Source organism: Kiloniella sp., assembly GCF_048270245.1.
In the GTDB taxonomy this organism is placed as follows: Bacteria; Pseudomonadota; Alphaproteobacteria; order Kiloniellales; family Kiloniellaceae; genus Kiloniella.
Map to the genome: position 1 here is coordinate 151,968 of NZ_JBLWTH010000006.1, position 22,835 is coordinate 174,802.

Annotated in this window: 22 protein-coding genes and 1 pseudogene; 7 read left to right on the plus strand and 16 right to left on the minus strand. The window is 47.3% G+C overall.

Annotated elements, in window-relative coordinates; all coding sequences use genetic code 11:
• Positions 1-3 precede the first annotated feature (3 nt).
• The 11 genes and pseudogenes from ACN0W5_RS14795 to rplU form a co-directional block, all read right to left on the minus strand.
• The gene (locus tag ACN0W5_RS14795; protein WP_417454864.1) at positions 4-1,299 is read right to left on the minus strand and encodes a S41 family peptidase; all 1,296 of its coding nucleotides are present in this window, start codon (positions 1,297-1,299) and stop codon (positions 4-6) included.
• Positions 1,299-2,549, minus strand: coding sequence for a murein hydrolase activator EnvC family protein (locus ACN0W5_RS14800; RefSeq protein WP_417454865.1), 1,251 nt, complete (start codon positions 2,547-2,549; stop codon positions 1,299-1,301). Before ACN0W5_RS14800 ends, ACN0W5_RS14795 begins: the two co-directional genes overlap by 1 nt.
• A 127-nt stretch (positions 2,550-2,676) precedes the next feature.
• Positions 2,677-4,221: a 2,3-bisphosphoglycerate-independent phosphoglycerate mutase gene (gpmI, locus tag ACN0W5_RS14805; RefSeq protein ID WP_417454866.1), complete on the minus strand. Its 1,545-nt coding sequence runs from the start codon at positions 4,219-4,221 to the stop codon at positions 2,677-2,679.
• A gap of 301 nt (positions 4,222-4,522) precedes the next feature.
• Entirely contained in the window at positions 4,523-4,996 is a 474-nt protein-coding gene (gene rlmH, locus ACN0W5_RS14810; RefSeq protein ID WP_417454867.1) for a 23S rRNA (pseudouridine(1915)-N(3))-methyltransferase RlmH, read from the minus strand.
• 33 nt (positions 4,997-5,029) lie between these two features.
• Positions 5,030-5,488 carry a ribosome silencing factor gene (rsfS, locus tag ACN0W5_RS14815; protein ID WP_366941153.1) on the minus strand — a complete coding sequence of 153 codons (459 nt, stop codon included), beginning with the start codon at positions 5,486-5,488 and terminating at the stop codon, positions 5,030-5,032.
• A 182-nt stretch (positions 5,489-5,670) separates the two neighbouring features.
• Positions 5,671-6,336, minus strand: a complete 666-nt coding sequence (locus ACN0W5_RS14820) for a nicotinate-nucleotide adenylyltransferase (RefSeq protein ID WP_417454868.1) — start codon at positions 6,334-6,336, stop codon at positions 5,671-5,673.
• 24 nt (positions 6,337-6,360) lie between these two features.
• Positions 6,361-7,620, minus strand: a complete 1,260-nt coding sequence (locus ACN0W5_RS14825) for a glutamate-5-semialdehyde dehydrogenase (protein WP_417454869.1) — start codon at positions 7,618-7,620, stop codon at positions 6,361-6,363.
• Positions 7,621-7,701: 81 nt separating this feature from the next.
• Positions 7,702-8,850, minus strand: a complete 1,149-nt coding sequence (gene proB, locus ACN0W5_RS14830; protein WP_417454870.1) for a glutamate 5-kinase — start codon at positions 8,848-8,850, stop codon at positions 7,702-7,704.
• Positions 8,851-8,865: 15 nt separating this feature from the next.
• Complete coding sequence (gene obgE / locus ACN0W5_RS14835) at positions 8,866-9,915, minus strand: GTPase ObgE (protein WP_417454871.1); 1,050 nt, start codon at positions 9,913-9,915, stop codon at positions 8,866-8,868.
• 214 nt (positions 9,916-10,129) lie between these two features.
• Positions 10,130-10,387, minus strand: a complete 258-nt coding sequence (rpmA, locus tag ACN0W5_RS14840) for a 50S ribosomal protein L27 (protein ID WP_047764940.1) — start codon at positions 10,385-10,387, stop codon at positions 10,130-10,132.
• Between the two features lie 186 nt (positions 10,388-10,573).
• Positions 10,574-10,882, minus strand: a pseudogene (gene rplU / locus ACN0W5_RS14845) (50S ribosomal protein L21); the annotation flags it as partial.
• A 285-nt stretch (positions 10,883-11,167) separates the two neighbouring features.
• Between rplU and ACN0W5_RS14850 the strand changes: the two are divergent.
• Positions 11,168-12,322: a saccharopine dehydrogenase family protein gene (locus ACN0W5_RS14850; RefSeq protein WP_417454872.1), complete on the plus strand. Its 1,155-nt coding sequence runs from the start codon at positions 11,168-11,170 to the stop codon at positions 12,320-12,322.
• A gap of 131 nt (positions 12,323-12,453) precedes the next feature.
• On the opposite strand, the gene ACN0W5_RS14855 is transcribed toward ACN0W5_RS14850, so the two are convergent.
• The 5 genes from ACN0W5_RS14855 to ACN0W5_RS14875 form a co-directional block, all read right to left on the minus strand.
• On the minus strand, positions 12,454-12,744 hold the full coding sequence (locus ACN0W5_RS14855; RefSeq protein WP_417454873.1) for a DUF1330 domain-containing protein: 291 nt from the start codon (positions 12,742-12,744) through the stop codon (positions 12,454-12,456).
• A gap of 121 nt (positions 12,745-12,865) precedes the next feature.
• Positions 12,866-14,044 carry a hypothetical protein gene (locus tag ACN0W5_RS14860; protein WP_417454874.1) on the minus strand — a complete coding sequence of 393 codons (1,179 nt, stop codon included), beginning with the start codon at positions 14,042-14,044 and terminating at the stop codon, positions 12,866-12,868.
• 40 nt (positions 14,045-14,084) lie between these two features.
• Positions 14,085-14,432, minus strand: coding sequence for a RidA family protein (locus tag ACN0W5_RS14865; protein ID WP_417454942.1), 348 nt, complete (start codon positions 14,430-14,432; stop codon positions 14,085-14,087).
• Positions 14,433-14,598: 166 nt separating this feature from the next.
• Positions 14,599-15,375, minus strand: a complete 777-nt coding sequence (locus tag ACN0W5_RS14870) for an IclR family transcriptional regulator (protein ID WP_417454875.1) — start codon at positions 15,373-15,375, stop codon at positions 14,599-14,601.
• A 171-nt stretch (positions 15,376-15,546) separates the two neighbouring features.
• Positions 15,547-16,155 (minus strand): carboxymuconolactone decarboxylase family protein, encoded by a 609-nt coding sequence (locus ACN0W5_RS14875; RefSeq protein WP_417454876.1) that lies wholly within the window; start codon positions 16,153-16,155, stop codon positions 15,547-15,549.
• 102 nt (positions 16,156-16,257) lie between these two features.
• Between ACN0W5_RS14875 and ACN0W5_RS14880 the strand changes: the two genes are divergently transcribed.
• From ACN0W5_RS14880 to ACN0W5_RS14905, 6 genes are all read left to right on the plus strand, one after another.
• Entirely contained in the window at positions 16,258-17,058 is an 801-nt protein-coding gene (locus ACN0W5_RS14880; RefSeq protein WP_417454877.1) for an IclR family transcriptional regulator, read from the plus strand.
• A gap of 33 nt (positions 17,059-17,091) precedes the next feature.
• Positions 17,092-18,057, plus strand: a complete 966-nt coding sequence (locus tag ACN0W5_RS14885) for an NADPH:quinone oxidoreductase family protein (protein ID WP_417454878.1) — start codon at positions 17,092-17,094, stop codon at positions 18,055-18,057.
• Between the two features lie 190 nt (positions 18,058-18,247).
• The gene (gene doeA, locus ACN0W5_RS14890) at positions 18,248-19,435 is read left to right on the plus strand and encodes an ectoine hydrolase DoeA (RefSeq protein WP_417454879.1); all 1,188 of its coding nucleotides are present in this window, start codon (positions 18,248-18,250) and stop codon (positions 19,433-19,435) included.
• Complete coding sequence (gene argE / locus ACN0W5_RS14895) at positions 19,432-20,595, plus strand: acetylornithine deacetylase (RefSeq protein ID WP_417454880.1); 1,164 nt, start codon at positions 19,432-19,434, stop codon at positions 20,593-20,595. Before doeA ends, argE begins: the two co-directional genes overlap by 4 nt.
• A 40-nt stretch (positions 20,596-20,635) precedes the next feature.
• Complete coding sequence (locus ACN0W5_RS14900; RefSeq protein ID WP_299373051.1) at positions 20,636-21,142, plus strand: Lrp/AsnC family transcriptional regulator; 507 nt, start codon at positions 20,636-20,638, stop codon at positions 21,140-21,142.
• A 133-nt stretch (positions 21,143-21,275) separates the two neighbouring features.
• Complete coding sequence (locus tag ACN0W5_RS14905; RefSeq protein WP_417454881.1) at positions 21,276-22,787, plus strand: NAD-dependent succinate-semialdehyde dehydrogenase; 1,512 nt, start codon at positions 21,276-21,278, stop codon at positions 22,785-22,787.
• Positions 22,788-22,835 lie beyond the last annotated feature (48 nt).

Below are 22,835 nucleotides of genomic sequence, written 5' to 3' on the forward strand. Positions count from 1 at the left end.
AGGTTAGTTGCTTGCTCCGTTGCTTGCGCTGTAGAGAGCAATTCCCTGAATGAGATCCAGAGCACGATCAAGCTGGTAATCTTGTGGCTTTGCAGTTTCCTCTGTTGTGCCGTCACCATCTTCCTCGCCATCACCGTTTGTCCCACCTTTGTTTTCCAAAGCGCCTCTGAGATCAGCTTCGCGTCGTTGCCCCTTGATATCAAGGGTTTCAACCTTGGCCTGTTCAACAACAATGTCCGGTGCAATCCCTTCAGCCTGAATTGAGCGGCCAGATGGTGTGTAGTAACGGCTGGTCGTTAAGCGCATGGCCCCGTTTCCAGGCAATGGCATAATAGTCTGTACCGATCCTTTACCAAAAGATTGTGTTCCCATAATGATTGCGCGACGATGGTCTTGAAGGGCACCAGCAACAATTTCTGACGCAGAAGCGGAACCGCCGTTAATAAGAACAACCAGCGGTTTTCCATCGATCAGATCGCCGGATTTAGCATTAAATCGTTGCGCGTTGCTGTTATCGCGTCCGCGCGTTGAAACAATTTCACCCTGTTCGAGGAAGGCATCAGAAACGGAAATTGCTTCCGTCAACAATCCGCCTGGGTTCAATCTTAGGTCCAGAACTAAGCCAACCATCTTGTCGCCCAGTTCCTCCTGAATCGCTTTGATCGATTTTTCCAGTCCTGGGGTGGTCTGCTCATTAAAGGAAGAAACCCGGACATAGCCGATGTTGTCTTCTACGCGGTGACGGACTGAGCGGACCTTGATGACATCGCGTTCCAGAGTGACATCAAAGGAATCAACACCTTCGCGGCTGATTGTGATTTTTAGCTCGCTGCCGACTTTACCGCGCATTCTCTCGACGGCTTCTTGCAACGTCAGGCCCAGAACAGCTTCTCCATCGAGGTGGGTGATGTAATCACCTGCTTCGATACCTGCGCGGGCTGCTGGGGTGTCGTCAATGGGGGAAACAACCTTCACAAAGCCATTTTCCATTGTAACTTCGATACCAAGTCCACCGAATTCACCACGGGTTTGCACCCGCATATCCTTGAAAGATTCTGGTGTTAGGTAACTGGAATGGGGATCCAGACGGGACAACATGCCGTGAATAGCTGATTCAATAAGCTCTTTATCAGAAGCTTCTTCGACATAGTTTGCTTTTATCCGTTCGAAAACATCTGCAAACAGTTCAAGTTGTCGATAGGTATCAAGCCGGGTATCTGCAGTCGTGTCCGCCACCAAACTAGATGGTAGTGCAATAGCAAAAGCTGTTGTTAAGAGCACTTTTTTGAAACTGAGCATTAACCGTTCACCTTATCGAGATTTGAATTCGTATTGTTTGTTAATATCCACGGAGATGGATTGATGGGCTGTCCACCTTGACGTAATTCAAAGTAGATTTCAGCATATTCCAGCTTCTTATCGCTCATCCTAGCGACAGGTTCACCAGCCAAAACCCATTGTCCTTCAGTTACATCAATTCTTTCAACACCAGCCAGTAGTGTATGATATCGTCCAGAATGTTCAATGATTAAGATGCGTCCATAGCCACGGAATTCACCAGCATAGGCAATTCGCCCGTCAAATGGGGCAATAACCTGTGCCGAAGGACGTGTGGCTATAACCAAACCTTTATCATATGATTCATTTGTGCCTCTTTTTTGGCCGTATTTACTAATCACTCTTCCGCGAGCTGGATACAAAAGTACACGTTTTTGGCGTGAAGGAAACTCTCGGATCTGCGATGGGTCAGGCACGACCGTTAATTTTGCGGTCTGTTGTACGGGGGCAGACGGGCTTTCAACTACGGTATCTTTGGGCACCTGATTGGGTGTTTTTTTCGGTTTAGGCTTGGGTTTTTGTGCTACCAAAGCCAGACGTTTACGTTCGGCTTCCAGCTTTTTCACCAAATCTTTCATACTACGCGCTTGCTGGGCGAGTTTTTTTACTTTGGCGCTCACTGATTTTTGCGATGCTTGGGCCTTTGACTGCAAAGCTTGTTTTTTATCGAGAAGGGCATTCAAATCGTTGCGTTCGCGTTTGATGTGTTTTTGAGAAGCTATTAACGCGGCGCGTTCATCTTCGATTCGGCGTTTCAATTCAGCGAGTTCGTCCAAATCGCTACGTAGATTTTCCACACGGGTTTCTATTTCAGGAACCGCGACTTTTAAAAGCATTGCACTGCGGACAGTGTCTACAGGGGAGCCGGGGGCTGCGACCAAGGCTTCGGGCGGTAGCAATGCAATCCGCTGTAGTGCAGACAATGTGTGCCCTAATTTTTGACGATTTTCAGTTAGACGGATTTTTTTATGTTCAGCATCTTCTTTTAGCGAGATCAAAGTTTCTTCAATATTTGTCAGATTGCTTTCGTAGTTCTGTACCTTTTTGGCCGATGCGATCAGCTGTTGTTGTAAATTATTTACCTCGTTGTTGAGTTTTTTTGCCTGTTGAGAAAGTTTCTGTGCTTCTTTTTTACTTTGTGCAGCTTTCTCTTCGATTGTCAGAAGTTGCTGCGTTGCATCCTGAGCTGAAGCGATATCGATAATCAGCATACACAAGCTTAAGCCCGCAACAGCTATCAACGCTCGCCAGCTTCGAAAAAAATTGCTGCGAGTGGATAGTTGGTACGGGCGCAAAGCGTTTGGCAACTGTAACCTCAAAAAGATTTATCCTGGATGTTTAATCGTCATCACGTCTGATAAGCGACTGTCCATCCATATCAACAGGTTGATCCAGATTTAATAAATCTAGAATTGTTGGTGCAATGTCCGCAAGGCGACCATTTGCAATCTTCGTAACATTATCGGGCCCATTTACTAATAAAATGGGAACCGGATTCAAAGTATGTGCTGTGTGTGGCAGGCCTGTGATTGGATCTAGCATTTCTTCGGCATTGCCATGGTCAGCTGTGATCAGTAGGCGCCCCCCCATTGATAGCGTAGCTTGATAGATATCCTGTAAACAGCTATCAACAGTTTCGGCGGCTTCTATTGCTGCTTGCAAGTCACCTGTGTGACCAACCATATCACAGTTGGCGAAGTTACAGATCAGTAGTTCGTATTTGCCGCTTTTTATAGCAGTACAGAGCTTTTTATTTACTTCTGGTGCCGACATAGATGGTTGAAGGTCGTAGGTTGCGACTTTCGGTGAAGGCACAAGAATACGATCTTCACCTCGCAAAGGTTCTTCTACGCCCCCGTTAAAGAAATAGGTCACGTGGGGGTATTTTTCCGTTTCTGCAATACGAAGTTGACGTAATCCGGCGTTGGATACGATCTCTCCTAACGTTTTTGTCAGATCTCTTGGGGCAAACATAACGCCCATCTTTTTCGCCAATTCATTAGAATAGGCCACCATGCCGAGATATGAGCAACATTCGGGGTGGCTCTGACGCTCGAACCCTGAAAAGTCATCGTCAATAAAAGCGTGGAGTATCTGGCGTGCGCGGTCTGCCCTGAAATTGGTCATTAATAGCGCATCACCGTCTTGCATGCCTTTGTAGCCATCAATCACACAGGGTAATACAAATTCGTCCCACACCTTACTTGCATAACTGTTGGCAACAGCTTCGTCTGGTGAAGATGCTGTCTCGCCCTGACACATAGTGATAGCATCATAGGCCTTTTGCACACGCTCCCATCTATTATCACGATCCATTGCGTAATAACGTCCCAACACAGTTCCAATCTGAACGTCCGGTGTCGTTGCTCTGAACGCCGTAAGGAATTCGGCAGCTGATTGTGGTGCTGTGTCACGTCCATCCAATATGGCGTGAACGATAACAGGGATACCCGCTGTTTTAAGCGTGTTAACCAAAAAGGAAGTTTGGTCCTGATGCCCGTGTACACCACCATTAGAAATCACGCCCAAAACGTGGGCGGTTCCACCACTTGCTTTCAGGCTTGAAATTGTCTCAAGCAAAGCAGGGTTTTGTGCAAAACTTCCGTCTTGAATAGCGGTGTCAATTCGGGGGAGCGATTGCATAACGACACGCCCGGCCCCTATGTTCATGTGCCCGACTTCAGAATTTCCCATCTGTCCTGTGGGAAGGCCAACATCCAGTCCACAAGTGGCGAGATAACCCAAAGGAACTTCTTTACTTAATTTGTCGATTAACGGTGTTCTTGCCAGATTAATGGCGTTGTTGTCATCTTCTTTGCGAAAGCCCCAACCATCAAGAATGCAAAGAACGACGGGCTTTGGTTTTTGAAGTGCAGGCGACATGGATAAGTAACTCTTTCTAATAGGAAGTACGTTGTTTGGTAAATGTAAAGTCTGTCGCGTCGGGTTTCTTAGTCAGTTGTTGTGTTTTTAATTAATGTAACCGTCTTATAAGATAATTTCACGATCTTGTTTAGCTCTATAAGAAAAAATCTAGGCATGGGACTCGTGCATGTAAACAGGGCGGGGAGATAATTGGGAGTTAATAGATAGTATTTGGTCGTAGGCTGCAGCTGTTTAAATTGCAATGATTTAAATTTATCCCTTAGAAACAGGAGGCTATTACAGGTTAAAATTTTGGTGTTTAATCTCTGTGGTAGGGGTGCCCGCTTAGAATACAGGAAGCCCGGTATATCTGTTCGGCAAAAAGGCCCCGCACTAGCATGTGTGGCCAAGTTAACCGTCCAAAACAGAGGCTTTGCTGTGATTTTGCTTTTACGGTATCGGAAAGACCATCGGCGCCTCCTATGAGGAAGGCTATATCCTGGTCGCCGCCATCTTGCCATTTCTCTAAAAGCTTTGAGAATTGTGGGCTGGAAAGGTCTTTTCCTTTTTCGTCCAAGATCACAATTTTTGCACCCTTGGGCGCGGCGGCAAGGAGCAGCTCGCCTTCACGTTCTTTCAACTGAGAAGCAGGCAGGTTTTTCTTTTCTTCTACTTCCTTGAGGTCAAGGCTCCAGTTGAGCCTGTTACCTCGGAGGCGATTACAGTAGAGTTCAAAAAGATCCCTTGCCGGACTGGCCTTGGCCTTTCCGACAGCAATTAGTGTTATCCGCATTACCTACTTCTAGTTTGTGGCTTTCGGCCTATACTAGGCTTCTTGCGATGCAAAAGGCTGTGCTGATTCAGGTAATTCCAAACCCCACATTTTTTCCAAGTTATAAAAAGCTCGGACTTCAGGTCTGAAAAGATGAACAACAACATCCCCGGCATCCACCAATACCCAATCACCACGATCTTTTCCTTCGGCAATGATGCTTTTCATGCCGGCAGCTTTAAGGCCGCGAAGAAGGTGGTCGGACATGGCAGAAACCATACGGTTTGAGTTACCGCTGGCAATGACCATGTAGTCAGCAATGCTAGATTTTCCGGCAAGTTCGATGACGACAATATCTTCAGCTTTGTCATCCTCAAGAGAGTTACGAACTAGTTCAAGCAGGTCACGGTTATTTCCCGTCGTATCCTGTGTATTGGCCTCGGGGGCCGTAGATTCTCGTGGTATGATCGGTCTCCGTAAAAATAATCTGCTCGTGAGGTCACGACTTCCCACTACAGATAGTTACTAACACGTTCCGTACTTATCGCTATACAGAACAAGGGTCTTACAGTGTCAGCTTAGCACAGTAAAGGTGCGCGACTCTATATGTTAATGAACATCGTTACATTAATGGGATAAAATCGTTGTTTCTTTGTGATTTTATTCTCTGTACCCGTAATCGCTTCGGCTGGTTGTTATCCTTTGTGTTTCCCGTTCCTGATCGCGGTTGATGATATGTCCAACTGTTGACCGTGAATGACGGTCCAGGCCGGGGCAGAGCGTGAAGACAGATTTCGTGCCAGTTTCTCCGAAATTCTGACATTCTTAAAGCGTCGCGCCGCTTTTGAATTGGTCGCTTGTAGCGAGTATCCCGGGCGGGCAAACACGGCGACTTTTACGGTACTGAAAATATCTTGCCAATCGCGCCATAGGGAAATTTGGCTCAGGTTATCTGCGCCCATAAGCCAGGTGAAATCAACCGCAGGAAATATCTGCTTTAAACGAGATAGGGTATCAGCGGTATAAACCGATCTGATCTGGCTTTCTATTGTGGTAACGCGCACTTTTGGGTGTTTGGGGATCGACAGGGCACTGTTGACCCGATCGGCCAGAGGTGCCATGCCCTTGGAGTCTTTCAAGGGGTTTTGTGGCGAGACTAACCACCAGACTTCATCGAGACCCAAGTGGACAAGAGCTTCTTTAGAAATCTGACAATGTGCCTTGTGTGCAGGGTTGAAGGACCCGCCAAGTAAACCAACTTTACTTCCCCTTGGGGGAAGTCGACCACCCAGACTGTTTGAGATACTTTGCGGACAAAGCACCTTGGTAAAGGTCAGGCTGGGTGGTTTTTGGCTTAGCATTACGGTTTGTGTGCTGCTTTGTGACTAAGGTCTGGCATGGCCTGTGCCACGGACAAGATATTTGTAACTTGTCAGCTGGTCGGCCCCGACGGGTCCACGGGCGTGCAGTTTCCCTGTGGAAATACCGATCTCGGCTCCCATGCCAAATTGTCCGCCATCGGCAAACTGGGTCGAGGCATTGTGAATTACGATACCTGCATCAACTTCCTGTTGGAATATAGCCGCAGCTTGATCACTTGCTGTGATAATAGCTTCAGTATGATGAGAGCCATGGCGATTGATATGCGCAACCGCTTCCTTCAGATCGGCTACTCTTTTGACGGAAAGAATAGCGTCCAGATATTCAGTATCCCAATCACCATTAGAGGCTTTTTTTACCCGACTGTCCATCTTCTGGATTTCGGCATCACCCCTGATTTCACAGCCTTTGTCGATCAAAGCATCTATAATTGGCGTCAGGTTTTCGTCTGAATAGTTGGCATCAACCAAAAGAGTCTCTGTTGCTCCGCAAATGCCTGTGCGACGCATTTTTGCGTTCAAGACAACTTCTAGGGCCATTTGGGGATTAGCTGCTTCGTGGATATATGTATGACAAAGGCCGTCAAGATGCGCGAGGACAGGCACACGGCTTTCGGTTTGAATCCGTTCAATAAGGCCGCGTCCGCCACGTGGAATGATCAGATCAACATAGTCGTTCATAGTCAGCAAGTGGCCAACTGCAGCGCGATCTGTTGTTGGCACACGTTGGATTGCGGCAACGGGTAGCCCAGCTTCTTCCAAACCTGTTTGCAGGCAGTCTAAAATGGCGCCGGAAGAATGAAAACTTTCCGAGCCGCCACGCAGTATAGAGGCATTTCCGGCCTTCAGACACAAAGCACCCGCATCCGCTGTCACGTTAGGGCGACTTTCATAGATGATACCGATCACGCCCAAAGGCACAGAAACCTGCTCAAATTTAAGACCATTGGGCTGATCCCAGCTTTTAAGCGATTTCCCGATTGGGTCAGGAAACGCAGCGATTGCTTCAAGCCCCGCGGCCATGGCTTCGACACGGCCATCGTCCAAAGCAAGGCGATCAAGCATTGCACTGCTGATGCCTTTGGCTTCGGCAGCAGTCATGTCCTTTTTATTGGCTTCAAGGATTGTCGGGAGTTGAGCGCGAATGGCTTTGGCGGCGGCAATCAATGCATTGTTTTTTGCATCTGCCGGGGCCAGAGCCAGATCCTGTGCAGCAGCTTTTGCAGCTTGTCCTAGCTGATCCATTTGCGCTTTCAGTTCGCTCATATCCTTACATTCCTGTTTTGGTGCAGCTTTCTTTGCTACTTTGGTTATGTCTCAATAGAGATTTGATTATATTGTGTTTTTTTAATTGAGGACAAGATCATCCCTGTGAATTAGTTCTTCCCGTCCCAGATACCCTAATCGTGCTTCAATTTCTGATGACTGCAGGCCGATAATTTTTCTGGCATCACCGTTGGAATAGGCTGCGAGGCCCCGGGCGACTTCTCGTCCATCGGGTGATTTTACCAGAACGGCATCACCGCGCTGGAACTTTCCGTCAACAGCAGTAACCCCGGCAGGTAGAAGAGACTTTCCGTTTTGCAAAGCTTTGAGAGCGCCGGCATCCAGTGTCACAGTACCCAAAGGTTTCAGGCTGCCTGCGATATAGCGTTTGCGGGCTGTTTTCGGCTCAACAGAAGCCTCAAACACGGTGGCTCTATTGCCCTCTATAATATTTTGCAGCGGATTAAGCTTATGACCGTTTGCAATGATCATGTTGCAGCCAGCACCGACAGAGATTTTGGCTGCAGAGATTTTGGTGATCATGCCGCCTGAACTATAGCCGGGAAGAGCTTCGCCAGCCATAGCGTCAATCTCAGGTGTAATCTCACTGACAACAGGCAGGAACTTTGCATGTTCATCACGTTTGGGGTCTGCTGTATACAGGCCGTCGATATCGGATAGAAGTACCAGTAGATCAGCATTGACCATGGCACCAACCCGTGCGGCCAAGCGGTCATTGTCACCAAAGCGAATTTCGCTAGTTGCCACGGTATCATTCTCGTTAATGATGGGGACAGTGCCCAACCGCAACAAGGTTGTCAGTGTGTTTCGGGCGTTGAGATGACGACGACGTTCCTCCGTGTCCCCAAGGGTCAGAAGGACCTGAGAAACTGTTATATCGTGTCTTGCCAGTGCTTCTTGGTAGGCATGAGCGAGTAGAATTTGTCCCGTTGCGGCAGAGGCCTGTTTTTCTTCAAGGCGCAGGTTCTGTTTGGTCAGGCCCAGATGATTTCTGCCGACGGCAATCGCGCCAGACGAAACCAGCATGACCTCTGCGCCTCGTGCGCGAAGGTTTGCGACATCGTCTGTCAGGGCGTTGAGCCAGTTCAGACGTGGCTTGCCAGTCTTGTCATCAACCAGCAGTGCGGAACCGATCTTGATGACAATACGTTTTGCGGATCTGAGGTGTTCAGCGGCAGACAAACCTGTCCCGGATGATATGTTGCTCATAGACCTGTACCACGACTAGATAGGGGAGTAGCCTTGCGGCCCCTGTTCAGCTTCGAGTTCTTCCTGTTCCTCTTCACGACCATCAACAACATGATCGAGCAGGCCTGCAAGAACTTCTTTTACGCCGTCCTGACTAATCCCGGAAATAAGATAAACTTTCTGACCGGATAGAGCTTCTAATTCAGCTTGTCTTTCAGCGGCTTCTTCTTCGACCAAGGCATCGATTTTGTTCAGTGCCAGAATGGAAGGTTTTGTGTCCAGACCCTCGCCATAGGCTTCAAGCTCGGCACGAATGATTTTGTAATCTTCGAGATAGCTGTCAGAAGTTCCATCCAGCAAATGCAAGAGAGCACCACAGCGTTCAACATGACCAAGGAAGCGTGTGCCAAGGCCGTGACCTTCGCTCGCACCTTCGATCAAGCCGGGAATATCGGCAATGACAAACTCTTCACCACGGCTATAGACGACACCAAGGTTGGGGTGCAGCGTGGTAAAGGGGTAGTCTGCGATTTTTGGTTTGGCACGGGATACAACTGACAAGAATGTTGATTTCCCGGCATTTGGCAAACCAGCTAGTCCCACATCAGCAATTAGTTTTAGACGAAGCCAGATCCACATCTCTTCACCGGGCCAACCGGGATCAGATCGACGAGGGGCGCGGTTTGTTGATGTTTTAAACCGGGCGTTCCCAAAACCCCCATCGCCACCTTTGCAGATCACAAATTCCTGACCTTCTTCGGTGATGTCACAAATGACTTGTTCTTTATCTTCGCCAAGAACAACGGTGCCAACGGGCACTTTGATAATCAAAGGTTTTGCGGCGGCACCAAACATATCGCTACCGCGACCATGTTCGCCGCGCTTTGCTTTGAAATGCTGAGCATAGCGGAAATCGATCAGTGTATTCAGGCCGTGGGCGCCCTGAATGATAACATCGCCACCACGACCGCCGTCCCCGCCATTGGGGCCGCCGAACTCGATGTATTTCTCACGTCGGAAGCTGGTACAGCCGCCGCCGCCATCGCCGCTTTTTACAAAAACTTTGGCTTCATCAAGGAACTTCATCGTGGTGCCTGTTCTCTATCGTTTTAAAACCGCGTCATTCTTTAGTAGACGGGTGTCGCAACGCTATAGGTATTCAGAGTTAGCTATGGCCGCAGATGAAACTGCGATATAGCCGGAATATAAGTGGAAAATTTAAATACGAAAAGGGGGGAATGGATTGCCATTCCCCCCTAAACCATTTCAACCCAGACACAAGGACTGGTTGGCGGGGCCGTTAGGCCGCCGGCTGTACAGAAATGTATGTGCGTCCACCAGCTCTTTGGCGAAAAACAACTTCGCCTTCAACTGTAGCAAAGATCGTGTGATCTTTACCCATGCCGACGTTAGTGCCGGGGTGGAACTTGGTTCCGCGCTGACGAACCAGGATGTTACCTGATACGACATGCTCACCACCAAATTTTTTAACACCTAGGCGGCGACCAGCTGAGTCGCGACCGTTGCGGGACGAGCCGCCTGCTTTCTTATGTGCCATGAGGTCTTATTCCTCTGCTGCTTTTTTCTTAGGAGCCGCTTTTTTAGGAGCAGCTTTAGCCTTTGGTTCAGCCTTAGCTTTAGGAGCCGCTTTCTTCTTTGGAGCTTCTTTTTTCTCCGCAGTGTCTGCGTCTGCTGCTTTGGCTTTAGGAGCTGCTGCTTTTTTAGCAGGCTTCTTAGCGCCATCGGCGAGAATGTCAGTGATCTTGATGACAGTGAGATCCTGGCGATGGCCGTTTTTACGGCGATGGTTCTTACGACGCTTCTTTTTGAAGATGACGACTTTGTCGCCACGTGTCTGTTCAACCACATCAGCCTTGACCATGGCACCGTCCACTACGGGCGCGCCAATGGTTGCCTTCTCATCGTCACCGATCATTAGAACTGAATCGAAATCAACAGAAGCACCAGCTTCGAGGTTGATTTTTTCGACGACCAGAACGTCGTCCTTACGGACTTTGTACTGTTTACCGCCGGTTTTGATTACTGCGAACATGTTTATCGGTCACTTAGCTGTTAAATTAGGCATTCTATTCATGCATACATGGCCGCACGGAATCCGGGCAGCCAGTGATGCTGGAATATAGCTGTGCTTGCGCGAGAGTCAAACGCTTTGTGAAGATTGTGTGATTCCGGTCAAATCTTTATTCGTTGACGTCGCTCATTTACGATGAAACCGACTAATTTAAATGACTGGGGCCTTATATCTTCAAAAGATTGTCTTCTTGGTGTAGAGAGGTCTCAACAAATAAAACATCGCTGGATATATAAGGAATAAAAAATGGCGCGTATTCATTGGCTGGGGGCTGGCCTTTCAACGGTACCGGGTATTCGACGTCTAATCGAACGGGGTCACAGTGTAACAGTATGGAATCGTACCGTCGAAAAGGCACAGGAAGCAACAAAGGGTCTGAACGGCGATTTTGATATCAAGGCTTTCAGTCTCGAGGCGCTGGAAAGCGATTTGAAAACAGGAGATCTGGCGGTTTCTATGTTGCCGGGGGATTTCCACGTTGCTGTTGCGCAGATGTGCTTGAATGCCGGGGCAAACTTTGTATCCAGTTCCTATATATCCCCTGAAATGCGTGCCTTGGATGCTGTCGCGAAAGAAAAGGGCCTGACGCTGGTTAATGAAGTCGGCCTTGATCCGGGGATTGATCATCTAATGGCACATGTGCTGATGGATGACTATAAGAACTCACCAGTCTTTGCCAAAGACAATGCGCACTATTTCAGATCTTATTGTGGCGGTCTGTCCGAAGAGCCAAATGATTTTTGTTATAAATTCAGTTGGGCACCCCTAGGCGTTCTTAAAGCTTTGCGGTCGCCGTCGAAAAGCTTGCGCGATGGCAAAGTGTATGATGTCAGTCGGCCTTGGGACGCCGTTGAATCTTACGATATTGATTTGGAAAAAGGTTCCGAGACCTTCGAGGTTTATCCTAACCGTGATTCCTACCCCTTTATGGATGAATACGGATTTGGCAAAGATTGGAATGTACAACAGTTTGTACGTGGTACCCTACGGTACGGCGGCTGGTCCACAGCATGGTCAGATCTCTTCAAAGAAATCGAAACCCTAAAAGGTGAGGCGGGAGACAAGCGTCTGGCTGAAATCTCTGCTGATCTTTGGGATAAATATGCACTGGTTGAGGGGGAGCACGACCGTGTTGTTCTTTCTGTCGATCTGTGGGCTGAGCGCAATGGCGAACAGGTCTATAGCAAGTCATATGTCATGGATGCCTATGGGGATGATACGCACACCGCCATGGCTCGTTTGGTTTCAACACCTGTTAGCTATGCTGTCGAAGCTGTGTTGAAGGGCGAGATTGCCCCCGGTGTTTCTGCGGCCCCAAGTGATGTAAAAGTTGCCAAACAATGGCTTGCTGATCTTCAGGCAGCGGGCGAAAAAATGGCGATTGTTGATCACCTTGCCTGATAGATTTTAGAGTTTGATGTTGGATGTGTAAGGGCCGCTGAATGAAATTTTCAGCGGCCTTTAATTTGTGGTGCCTTTAATTTAACTGGATTTCTTGCTCGGTCTATTCTGAAACATGACCTAAGGCTTTGTTATACGCCATCCACCAGTAAGAAAGTGCACTCGGCATTAGCTCGACGGATCTTCTTAACGGGGGCGTATTCTTCGCTGTTGACGAAGTTTCGAGCCGTCTGCATGTCAGTAAATTCGACGATAACAATGCGTGTCGGCGCCCAGAGATCTGATTCCATCGTATCCATGTCGCCGCCTCTGGCACGGTAAATGCCGCCAAATTTTTCGATGATCGGTTTGGCTTGAAGCTTATAGGCTTCATATTCTTCTGGATTGCTGATTTTGGTGTCGACGACGAGATAGGCTGCCATTGGAATAAATGTCCTTGTTATGGGGGGGCTTGAGCTAAGTAACACAGTAATTAAGGCGTGTTTGAATTTATTCAACTTTGATACGAGATATTGAATAGATTCTCATCATTAATGATTTTCCTCAAATACCGTTATTTGATTTTACCCAGCTAAGGCGTGCTTCCGGCACAAGGCCATAGTTGTAATAGTTTATTCCATTGGCACCAGTCTCGATGGCGGTGTCTATTCTTTCGGCCAGTTTTTTTTGCGTTGGTGTATGCTCGTAAAATAGACTGGCGCCGAGACCAAGATATTTACCCGGCCCTATATGGTCCCGGGTCTCGGTGAGGGTCCTAGCGATTTCTTTTTCCGTCGCCGTATAAGCACAGATGATAACGCCATCACAGGCTTGACCAATGGCTTTAATATCAACGCCATCACGCCAAGAGTTTTCGCCTTCTATAACGACAATTTTGCTATCGGGATGGGCGGCTTCTTTGATGCTTTGGACAATTTTTGTCGGTGCTTGGGTGCGCCACTGGAGAAATGCGTAGAGCGCCGTGTGATCTTTAAAGCACTCGAGCCTTTGTCCGGGAAATTCCGGAAACTGTACTTCGGGTGTTTCTCTGTTACTGGCTTGTGTGATCAGGTTTTGGGCATCTTCTTTCGCTGAGAGGGCATCAACTCCGACGTTTTGTGCTGCTTTGATGCAGTGATCGCAAAAACAGATTGAAAGCAGGAAATCATCTTCGGCGGTCAGGCCAAGGCCATCTTTCTCGTGGTGATAACCGTGATCAAAGCCCATAAAACCGATGGTTTCCAGCTCGACCATATCTGGTTTGTAACTGTGGGTTAGGTTCGCAACAAGGGTTGTTGCATAATCTCGCACCGCATTGCTATTTGGACAGAGACTATAATAATTGGGATCACCAAAGGCGTTCCGTGCGACATGTTCAGGATGTTTGAACCCTAAACGACTGTTGTGCAGACAGACTGTCCAGCAGGAAACGCTAAGCCCGTGTTGTTTTTTGTCCCTTATAAGAGGGGAAAGCATATCGCCTGAGTCGTGCAGATTTTGCGCAACAAGCGGCTGGACTTCTTTGCCTGCCCATAGGTTGTCATCCGGGACAAAATAAATCGTTCCGTCTTCTGGGTAGTAGCTTTTTCTATTGGGGCTACGGGGTTGAAGAAAGCGCCCGGCGTGGTAGGAGACAGCGAGACTGATGCCATTAACACCAGCCAGTTGTTGATAGTCATGATAGACCGTATCCAGCCCGAGATCTTGTAAATCCCACGGATAAGCCCATATCGAATGACGCATATCTGTCTCCCCCTCTTTGTCGAAACTCTATCGTTACAGCTTATACGGCGGCGACAGCGGTCATTTCAACAAGGATCATCGGGTCAGCTAGACGCGCTTCGACACAGGCACGCGCAGGCGGGTTTTTAGGGTCGATCCAAGCGTCATAGACAGAGTTCATTTTATCGAAATCTACTATCGCTGGCAAAAAGACATCAATTGCCAATATTTTGGATTTATCTGTCCCTGCCTCAGCCAAGAGATCTTCGATTTTTTGTAATACAGAACGTGTCTGTGTTTCAAGGTCAGCCGATCTGTCTTCGGCAACCTGACCAGCAATATAAACAAATCCATTGTAGGAAACGGCTTGGCTCATGCGGCTGCCAACTTGAAAGCGTTTAATCATTATTTCTCTCATTTAAAAAGTTGTGTCCAAAATAACGGACATTAATATGTTTTTTTGGAATTCAGATGATACTGTATTATTTTGTAGACGCAAGTGCGCCGCAAAATGGACTGAGAATAATGGTTTTTGTCTTCTTGAGAACTTTCTGGAGTGGCGACTAGGCTGTGGATTAGAAGCTTGTGTTCAAGTGCGCTTCCAATTGAGTCGCAGCTGTTTTTAGGCTTGTCAGGTAAGCCTCTTTGTTGCGATGGCCATCGTCTCTGGGGGTGACAAGACAAAGCGTGGCGATACAAACTGATTTTGTGTCTTTTACAGGCACGGCAAAGCAATGGGTAAAGGTGTCGACAATGCTGTCAAAAGTATAGTGCCCATCCAAAGTTGCCTTACGAACTTCTGCTATAAAAGTATCTGGTGATATTGTTTCACCGTTGGGTAGAAGAAAGTCGTCCTTGTCGAGAAAATCAATAATTTCCTGATCAGAGAGATGTCCAACGAGCAGACGGCCAGATGCGGTGCTGGGAACAGGAACAAGTTCCCCCAAGTTGGCTGAAATCCGAAAGGGACGGCTGCCTTCTTTCATCAGGGCGACGGTGTATTTGTTGTTTTCCAGCTTGCAGAACTGTGCAGTTTCACAGGTTTCTTCTACGATGGAATTCAGAATGTTTTCAATGCGCCTATATAGATCGATTTTGTCATTGTAGGCGCGACCCAGGAAGTACAGGCGACTTCCAAGGAATACCTGACCATCGCCCCCGTTATTTTCCAAAACATTCATGTCCAATAATAGATGGACAAGCTCATAGACGGATGATCGTGGGGCGCCCATGAGTCTTGCGATTTCGTTGGGTCGCATTGCACGGTTTTCTCGACGGATTAAATCAAGGATATCAAAGGCGCGTTCCAACCCCCGTGCACGTTGATTTGATGTCTTTCCCTCGATTCCCATAAGAGTATCCTGTTGGCTATATAGTGTGTTGTGTGAGGGTGTTATATAGTGGACGGAATGGGGAAGCCAACTTTTATCCAACTGTTAGTATGCAAGATTAGGATCGGTTTGTTCTGGTGTCCCTTCTTTGTGTCTTTAACATTAAGCTAAGAAGGGGCTTGGTTGTGCTTCCTATTTGTGGGACCAATCATCCGGATCATCAGAGTTATTGGGCGATAAGCCTATAATGTCGCCTTTGGTTGAGCATCCAAGACCTAAAACGGTACGATTAGCATAGTTGAAATAAGCTGAAACCTGATTGACTTCCAGAATTTCCCCGTCGCTATAGCCCGCATTTCGCATTGCGTTCACCATGTCCTCAGTTGTGCTTGCCGGGGATTTGGTCAGTGCTTCTGCATAGATCATTGCCTGTTTTTGTTTCTCATCCAGTGGGGCAATGTCGATGTTGCGGCTATCAATCGCTTTTCTGATTCCTACGGCTTTTTCATCGTCCTGAAGAAGGCGACAGAGGCCGCCAAAATGATGATCTACGCAATACCCACAGTCATTGAGTGAACTAACCCATACACCCAATGTTTCCAAAAACCACTTCGGAATGGTGTTACCCGTATGATGCAGGACGTATTTGTAAATCGCCATGTGCCCTTCCATGCTGTGGGGGCGCAGTGAATGCATCATCATGATATTATCGACGTTATTATCCGGACCTTTTACCCGATCATAGAGACGTCGAAGTTTTCCTTCTGATTCTTCATAAGGAATTGTTTCAATCCAAGGCATTTTTATGTGTCCTTCTAATATTTAAATTTTGTAGTAAGTACAAAAATAATGTTATTGTCTCAAATAATGAGATCATGTATCATATAGTGGGATTTGTTATCTGTGGATGTCAAGCAACAATCTAAATCTGCACAAATCCCGGCGCAGGCCGGGGTGGGCTTGTTACATAAAGCCTTTGAGATTTTGGACCTCTTTCAAGTAGATCACACTGATTGGTCCCAGAGCGAAATAATTGAGAAAACAGGGGTGAGCCGTTCTACTGTGAGCAGGCTTGTCCGCTATCTGGTGGAAACAGGTTACTTGGCTGAGATTCCAAAAACGGGACGCTACAGCTTGGGTATGGCTGCGATTAATTTGGGGCAAAGAGCTGAGGCCGCATTCGATCTTAAAAGCTTTTGCCAGCCCGCCTTGGAAGAATTGGCAAAATTAACCGATGAAACCATCATCTTAACGGTATTTGATCGTTACGCCAAATTAGCCGTATGTATTGATCAGGTTGAGGGGGCGCGCGGCGGGTTGAGAGTGTTTGAAAACATTGGAGCATCTTTTCCTCTTCATGCCGGGGCTGCACCACGGGTTCTTTTAGCTGCTCTGCCGGCACACGAACAGGACGTCTATCTTTCGGGTGAATTGCCTGCCTTTACCCCCCACACATTTATTTGCCCCGAAAAAATTCGCGAAGATTTTGCCCGAATAGAACGTGACGGCTATTGCTCATCGATAGAAGAGACTTATCTTGGTGCGGCGGGAATGGCAGCTTGTTTTATTGGCCCAGATAATTATCCAGTGGGATCAATCGCGATTGCTTTTCCTCTTCATAATATGGATGATATCAAAAAGAATAATATTGGTATCGAAATCGCCAAAATTGCCGATGGTTTGTCAAAAAAACTGAAGGCATGAAGGGGCTGATGCCAACGGCGACAGGTGAGTATTATGCAAGGGTGGCGTTCATCAAAAGTTCTTGGTGTGGATGGTCTTGAATTTGTTGACCTTGATTTAGGGTCTGCCAGTGACCAACATCTTGTCGTTGATGTTAAGGCCGCTGCCCTTAATTTTTCCGATCTGCTTATGTCAGAAGATCGCTATCAGGTTCGGCCACCGCGTCCCTTTACGCCGGGGCAGGAGATTGCGGGGACGGTTCTTTCTGTACCGCAAGGAAGTCGCTGGAAAGTTGGTGATCGAGTTGCGAGTAAAATTCCATGGGGTGGATTCGCCGAGCAGGCTTTGGTCCCCTGCGGTTCAGCATTTCTGATACCAAAAAATATCTCATTTGAACTAGCTGCGGCCTTACCTGTTACATACACCACGTCTATGATTGCTTTTTTTGACAGTACGAAATTACAAGCGGACCAAACCGTGCTGATTCATGCTGCGGCTGGCGGGGTCGGTCTTGCGGCTGTGGAGATTGCCAAGGCCATCGGGGCGCGAGTCATCGCAACTGCCAGTAGCTCGCACAAACTGGATATCGCCCGGGAACATGGTGCAGATATCTGTATCAATTATACTGATGAGAACTGGGTTCAGATGGTCAAGGATGCAACGGATGGGCTTGGTACTGATGTGATTTATGACCCTGTCGGGGGAGAAATCGGGCTTAAGAGCTTACGGTGCCTTGCTCGTAATGGTGTCATTCTTGTTGTTGGCTTTGCTTCGGGAACCATTACGGAAATTCCTGCCAACAGATTAATGCTGAAAAGGGCATCTGCAAAAGGGGTCTATTGGCACCATGATCATGATGCAGACTTAATCAAAGAAATGATGAGCAAGATGTTTGTTATGCTAGAGAAAGGTCTTTTGAAGCCCTTGGTTGATAGGCGCTTTAATTTTGCACAGCTTCCAGATGCTATGCGGGCTTTGCAGAATAGAGACACGACAGGTAAAGTTGTTCTTGCAATTTAGGCCGGCGGTTTAGAATTTGAACTGATTTTAGCTATTTTTACGAAGACTTTTCTCTTTTTGCACTTCTCTTTAGATGAAATATCTTGGGGTTTTGTGTAAATATAGTCCGTAATTTTTTTCGTGATTTACTGAAAAATTTACAGCACTCTTTTCTGTAGTTTACCCTTTTATGGCAGGTGTTGAGATGGTGATGTCTCCTGATGCAGTCGAGCTGAATTTTTCCCGAGCAGAATATGCAGATCGTCTATTAAAAACGCGTATAGCGATGCAAGCCGCTGAGTTAGAATGTTTGATCATTACAGATCCTGCGAATATGGCCTGGCTGACGGGGTATGATGGTTGGTCTTTTTATGTGCATCAATGTGTCATCATAACACTTGCTGGCGAGCCGATGTGGTACGGCCGGGGCATTGATATGAATGGGGCAAAGCGCACCACGTATCTTTCAGATGATAATATCATTGAATATCCAGATTATTATGTCCAAGCCGAAGATCGGCATCCGATGGATTATTTAGCCCAAATCCTTGGTAGCAAAGGTTTTGGTAGCTTTTCTATCGGCGTAGAGATGGATAATTATTATTTCACGGCTGCAGCTTTTGCTTCCTTAGTGCGCAATTTGCCAAATGCCGACTTTAAGGATTGTAAAAACCTTGTCCACTGGCAACGATCGGTGAAATCGGAACAAGAGTTATCTTACATGCGTAAAGCTGGCAAAATTGTAGAGGTTATGCACCAGCGAATCAGAGAAACGATCCGTCCAGGATTACGTAAACACGAACTGGTAGCCGCCATTTATGATGCGTCGTTGTGCGGTGTTCCTGAATACGGTGGTGATTATCCTGCTATTGTACCGCTGCTTCCTTCGGGGCTGGATGCCTCTGCCTCTCATTTGACCTGGAATGATAAGCCCATGAAATCGGGCGAGGGTACTTTCTTTGAAATTGCGGGTGTTTACAGACGCTATCACTGTCCTTTGTCACGAACGGTTTTTTTGGGAAAACCTGGTCAAGACATCCTGGACAGTGAAAAAGCTGTTTTGGAGGGTTTGGCCGCAGGGCTGGAAAAGGCTAAGGCAGGTAATCTCTGCGAAGATATAGCAATTGCCTTCTTCGCCGTATTGGAAAAGCATGGCATTATTAAAGACAGTCGGACGGGCTATTCTACTGGACTTGCTTATCCACCTGATTGGGGTGAGCATACCATGAGCTTGCGTAAGGGAGATAAGACCATCTTGCAAAAGGGGATGACATTTCACTTTATGCCAGGGCTTTGGTCGGATGATTGGGGCCTTGAGATTACAGAGACGATTGCAATTGGAGAGAACGGTCCAGAGCTATTGTCTTCCGTACCACGTGAGTTGGCTGTAATTTCATGACGGAACTGCTGGCCTCAACCAAAGAAATCTTGAGTAAGCTGGTTTCTTTTCAAAGTCTGTCGGGGCAGTCCAATCTGGACATGATTGGCTATATCGAAGAATATTTGAAAGAACACGGTGTTTCATCGTCTCTGTCTTATGACGAGACAAAGCAGAAAGCCAATCTCTATGCCACCATCGGCCCCGAGGTAACGGGGGGCGTTGTGTTGAATGGGCATACTGATGTTGTGCCGGTTAAAGGCCAGACATGGACAATCGATCCCTTTGTTCTTACCGAGCGAAATAATCGCCTGTATGGACGCGGTGCAGTTGACATGAAAGGGTTTCTGGCCTGTTCTCTGGCTATGGTACCTGTCTTCCAGGCTCAAAATCTACAGCGTCCGATTCATGTGTCATTCTGTTACGACGAAGAAATTGGTGGGTTCGGCGCACCGATTTTGGCAGATGATATTGTCACAAAGAATTTTAAGCCTGATGTTGTGATTGTTGGGGAGCCAACAAGCATGAGCCTTGTAACTGGTCATAAAGCAGGAATGGAAATAACAACCCGTTTTACAGGGTTTGAGGTTCATTCTTCTCAACCGGAAAAGGGCGTGAATGCAATTGAATTCGCATCGCGTTTTATTGGGAAAATCCTAGAGGTCGGCGCACGTCTTGCTGCGGCACCTAAAATCGGTTCCCCCTTTGACCCACCCTATACAACTTGTAATGTTGGACGTATAGATGGGGGGGCGGCAAGTAACATTACGGCGGGACGTTGTGAAATGATTTGGGAAATCAGGCCGATCCCGGATGATAATGGACAGGCTATTTTCCAGGAAATTCTCGATTTCTCTGATCATGTATTGTTGCCTGAGATGAGAAAAATTTCTCCCGATGCCAATATCGAAACAATACTTGATGCCGATGTTCCCAGCTTGGACGCTTGTGATGATTCCCCAGCGGTTCAGCTAATCAGGACTTTGACCGGAAGCAACGTACAAAACGTTGTTTCTTTTGGAACTGATGCTGGATACTTTGAACGTGTTGGGTTGTCGACAGTCGTTTTTGGGCCGGGATCAATTGATCAGGCACATAAGGCGGATGAGTTTATCGAAATTTCAGAGCTTGAGCGCTGTCTTACTTTCTTGCATGATCTGGCGAAACACCAGTCTCAATAAGAGAAGCCAATTATAACAAGAAAAGAAAGTTAGGTTACTGATGCACGCTGCTGGCCTTCGTTTAGATGATCGCGATATTGCAATACTAAAGATATTGCAAACCGAAGGACGCATAACAAAAGCGGCTCTTGCCGAACGGGTTAATCTGTCCCCAACCCCTTGCTGGGGACGATTACAACGCCTGGAAAAAGCCGGTATTATTGATTCATACGAAGCACGATTATCTGTGAAGTTCTTTGCTCCGTTATCGTTTGTGTTTATGGAAGCCGAACTTGGAAGCCATCTAACTGAAGATTTTGAGCTCTTCGAAAAAGCTGTACAGGACTATCCTGAAATACAGGAATGTTGGGCTGTTGGTGGGGGGCTCGACTATATTTTGAAAGTTGTGGTCAAAGATGTGGATGGGTATCAGCGTTTTGTTGACAGGTTGTTGGCTGCCGAAGTTGGGTTAAAACGATATTTTACCTATGTTGTGACAAAACCTGTAAAACAAACTAATGCCTTACCAATCGACCTCTTGGTGCAAGAGAAAGCGACATCCTCATAGACGAAACGTCTGATTTATGAGTTATAGACGAAAGCTCTTCTTCTTTTCCTTTGTTCTTTAGAGACACTTTTTGCCTGAGATCCGACATTATTAGGCTGTGATATTAAACGCAGTTAAATAGGTGGTCTCTAGAATGAGTAATCAAGCATATAAAGAAACAGGAACGGATAGTGAGAAAAACAGATCCGTATCCCTATCTTCTCTTCGTGATCCACGGCTATTTAAGCAGTTTAGCTATATAGACGGTCAGTGGTCCGATACGTCTTCCGGGGAGAGTCTTGTTGTTAAAGATCCCGCCAATCAGGAAATAATTGGTACTGTTCCCAAAATGAGTGCAAATGAAAGCTTGGCTGCTGTTGATGCTGCGCAAAAAGCTTTTCGAGATTGGGCAGCTTTATTACCACAAGAAAGGTCAATAATTTTACGGCGCTGGTTTGAACTGTTGCATGAAAACCGCGAAGACCTTGCGTTGATTATGACCGTTGAGCAAGGAAAGCCAATATCTGAAGCGCGTGGAGAAATTGACTACGCCGCAGATTTTATTGAGTTCTATGCCGAGGAAGCCAAGCGCCCGAATATTGAGAATGTAACGTCTCATATGTATGGTGGGGAAGTTGAAGTCTGGCGTGAACCTGCGGGAATTGCCGCTTTGATAACGCCTTGGAATTTTCCCTGTGCCATGATTACACGTAAGGCATCCGCAGCATTGGCCGCCGGATGTACCTGCGTTATTCATCCGTCAAAGGAAACCCCTTTCTCTGCGACTGCGTTGGCCGAGCTTGCTGAACGCGCAGGGATCCCCGCTGGCGTCTTTAATATTGTGACCGGGGAACCGGGCGAAATTGTCCCGCAATGGACTTCGGATGGTCGTGTGCAGGTTGTTTCCTTTACCGGGTCGACCGAAATTGGCCGTCTGATCTATCAGCAATCCGCGCCAACAATTAAGCAATTGGTCCTAGAGTTGGGAGGACATGCACCGTTTATCGTTTATGGGGATGCCGATATCGATCATGCGGTGAAATCCGCGATATCAGCAAAATTTGCGACATCAGGGCAGGACTGTTTGGCTGCTAACCGCTTCTTTATTGAGCAGAGCGTGTATGAAGAGTTTACCCAGAAATTTGTTGCAGAGGTCAAGACATTAAGCCTTGGGCGCGGATTGGATGATCCGGATATTGGGCCGCTTATGAACGAAAACGCTGTCTTAAAACAAGAGGCCCATGTCGCAGACGCTTTGGCAAAGGGCGCAAGTCTCTTGTGTGGTGGGAAACGGGATCCTCTTGGGTCATTGTTCTATCAACCGACCGTGTTGGGGAATGTTCCTGCCGGTGCTTTGGCTAATCGCGAGGAGACGTTTGGCCCTGTTGCCTGTTTGACCGCATTTGATGCCGACGACGATATTATCGCCCGGGCTAATGAATCAGAATACGGTTTGGTCGCTTATGTTCATTGTCAGGACCCCAAAAAGATTTATCGGGCGAGCCGAGATTTGCAGTACGGCATGGTTGCGATCAACAGAACAAAGGTAACGGGGGCACCTATTCCGTTTGGGGGAATGAAGCAGTCAGGTCTGGGCCGTGAAGGTGCTCGGCAGGGTCTGGAAGCTTTCACAGAAATTAAATATGTCTGTCGCAACTATGCGTAACGACAACAGGAATGTACGGCTGTAATCAATGGCCAATATGTTTAAGCC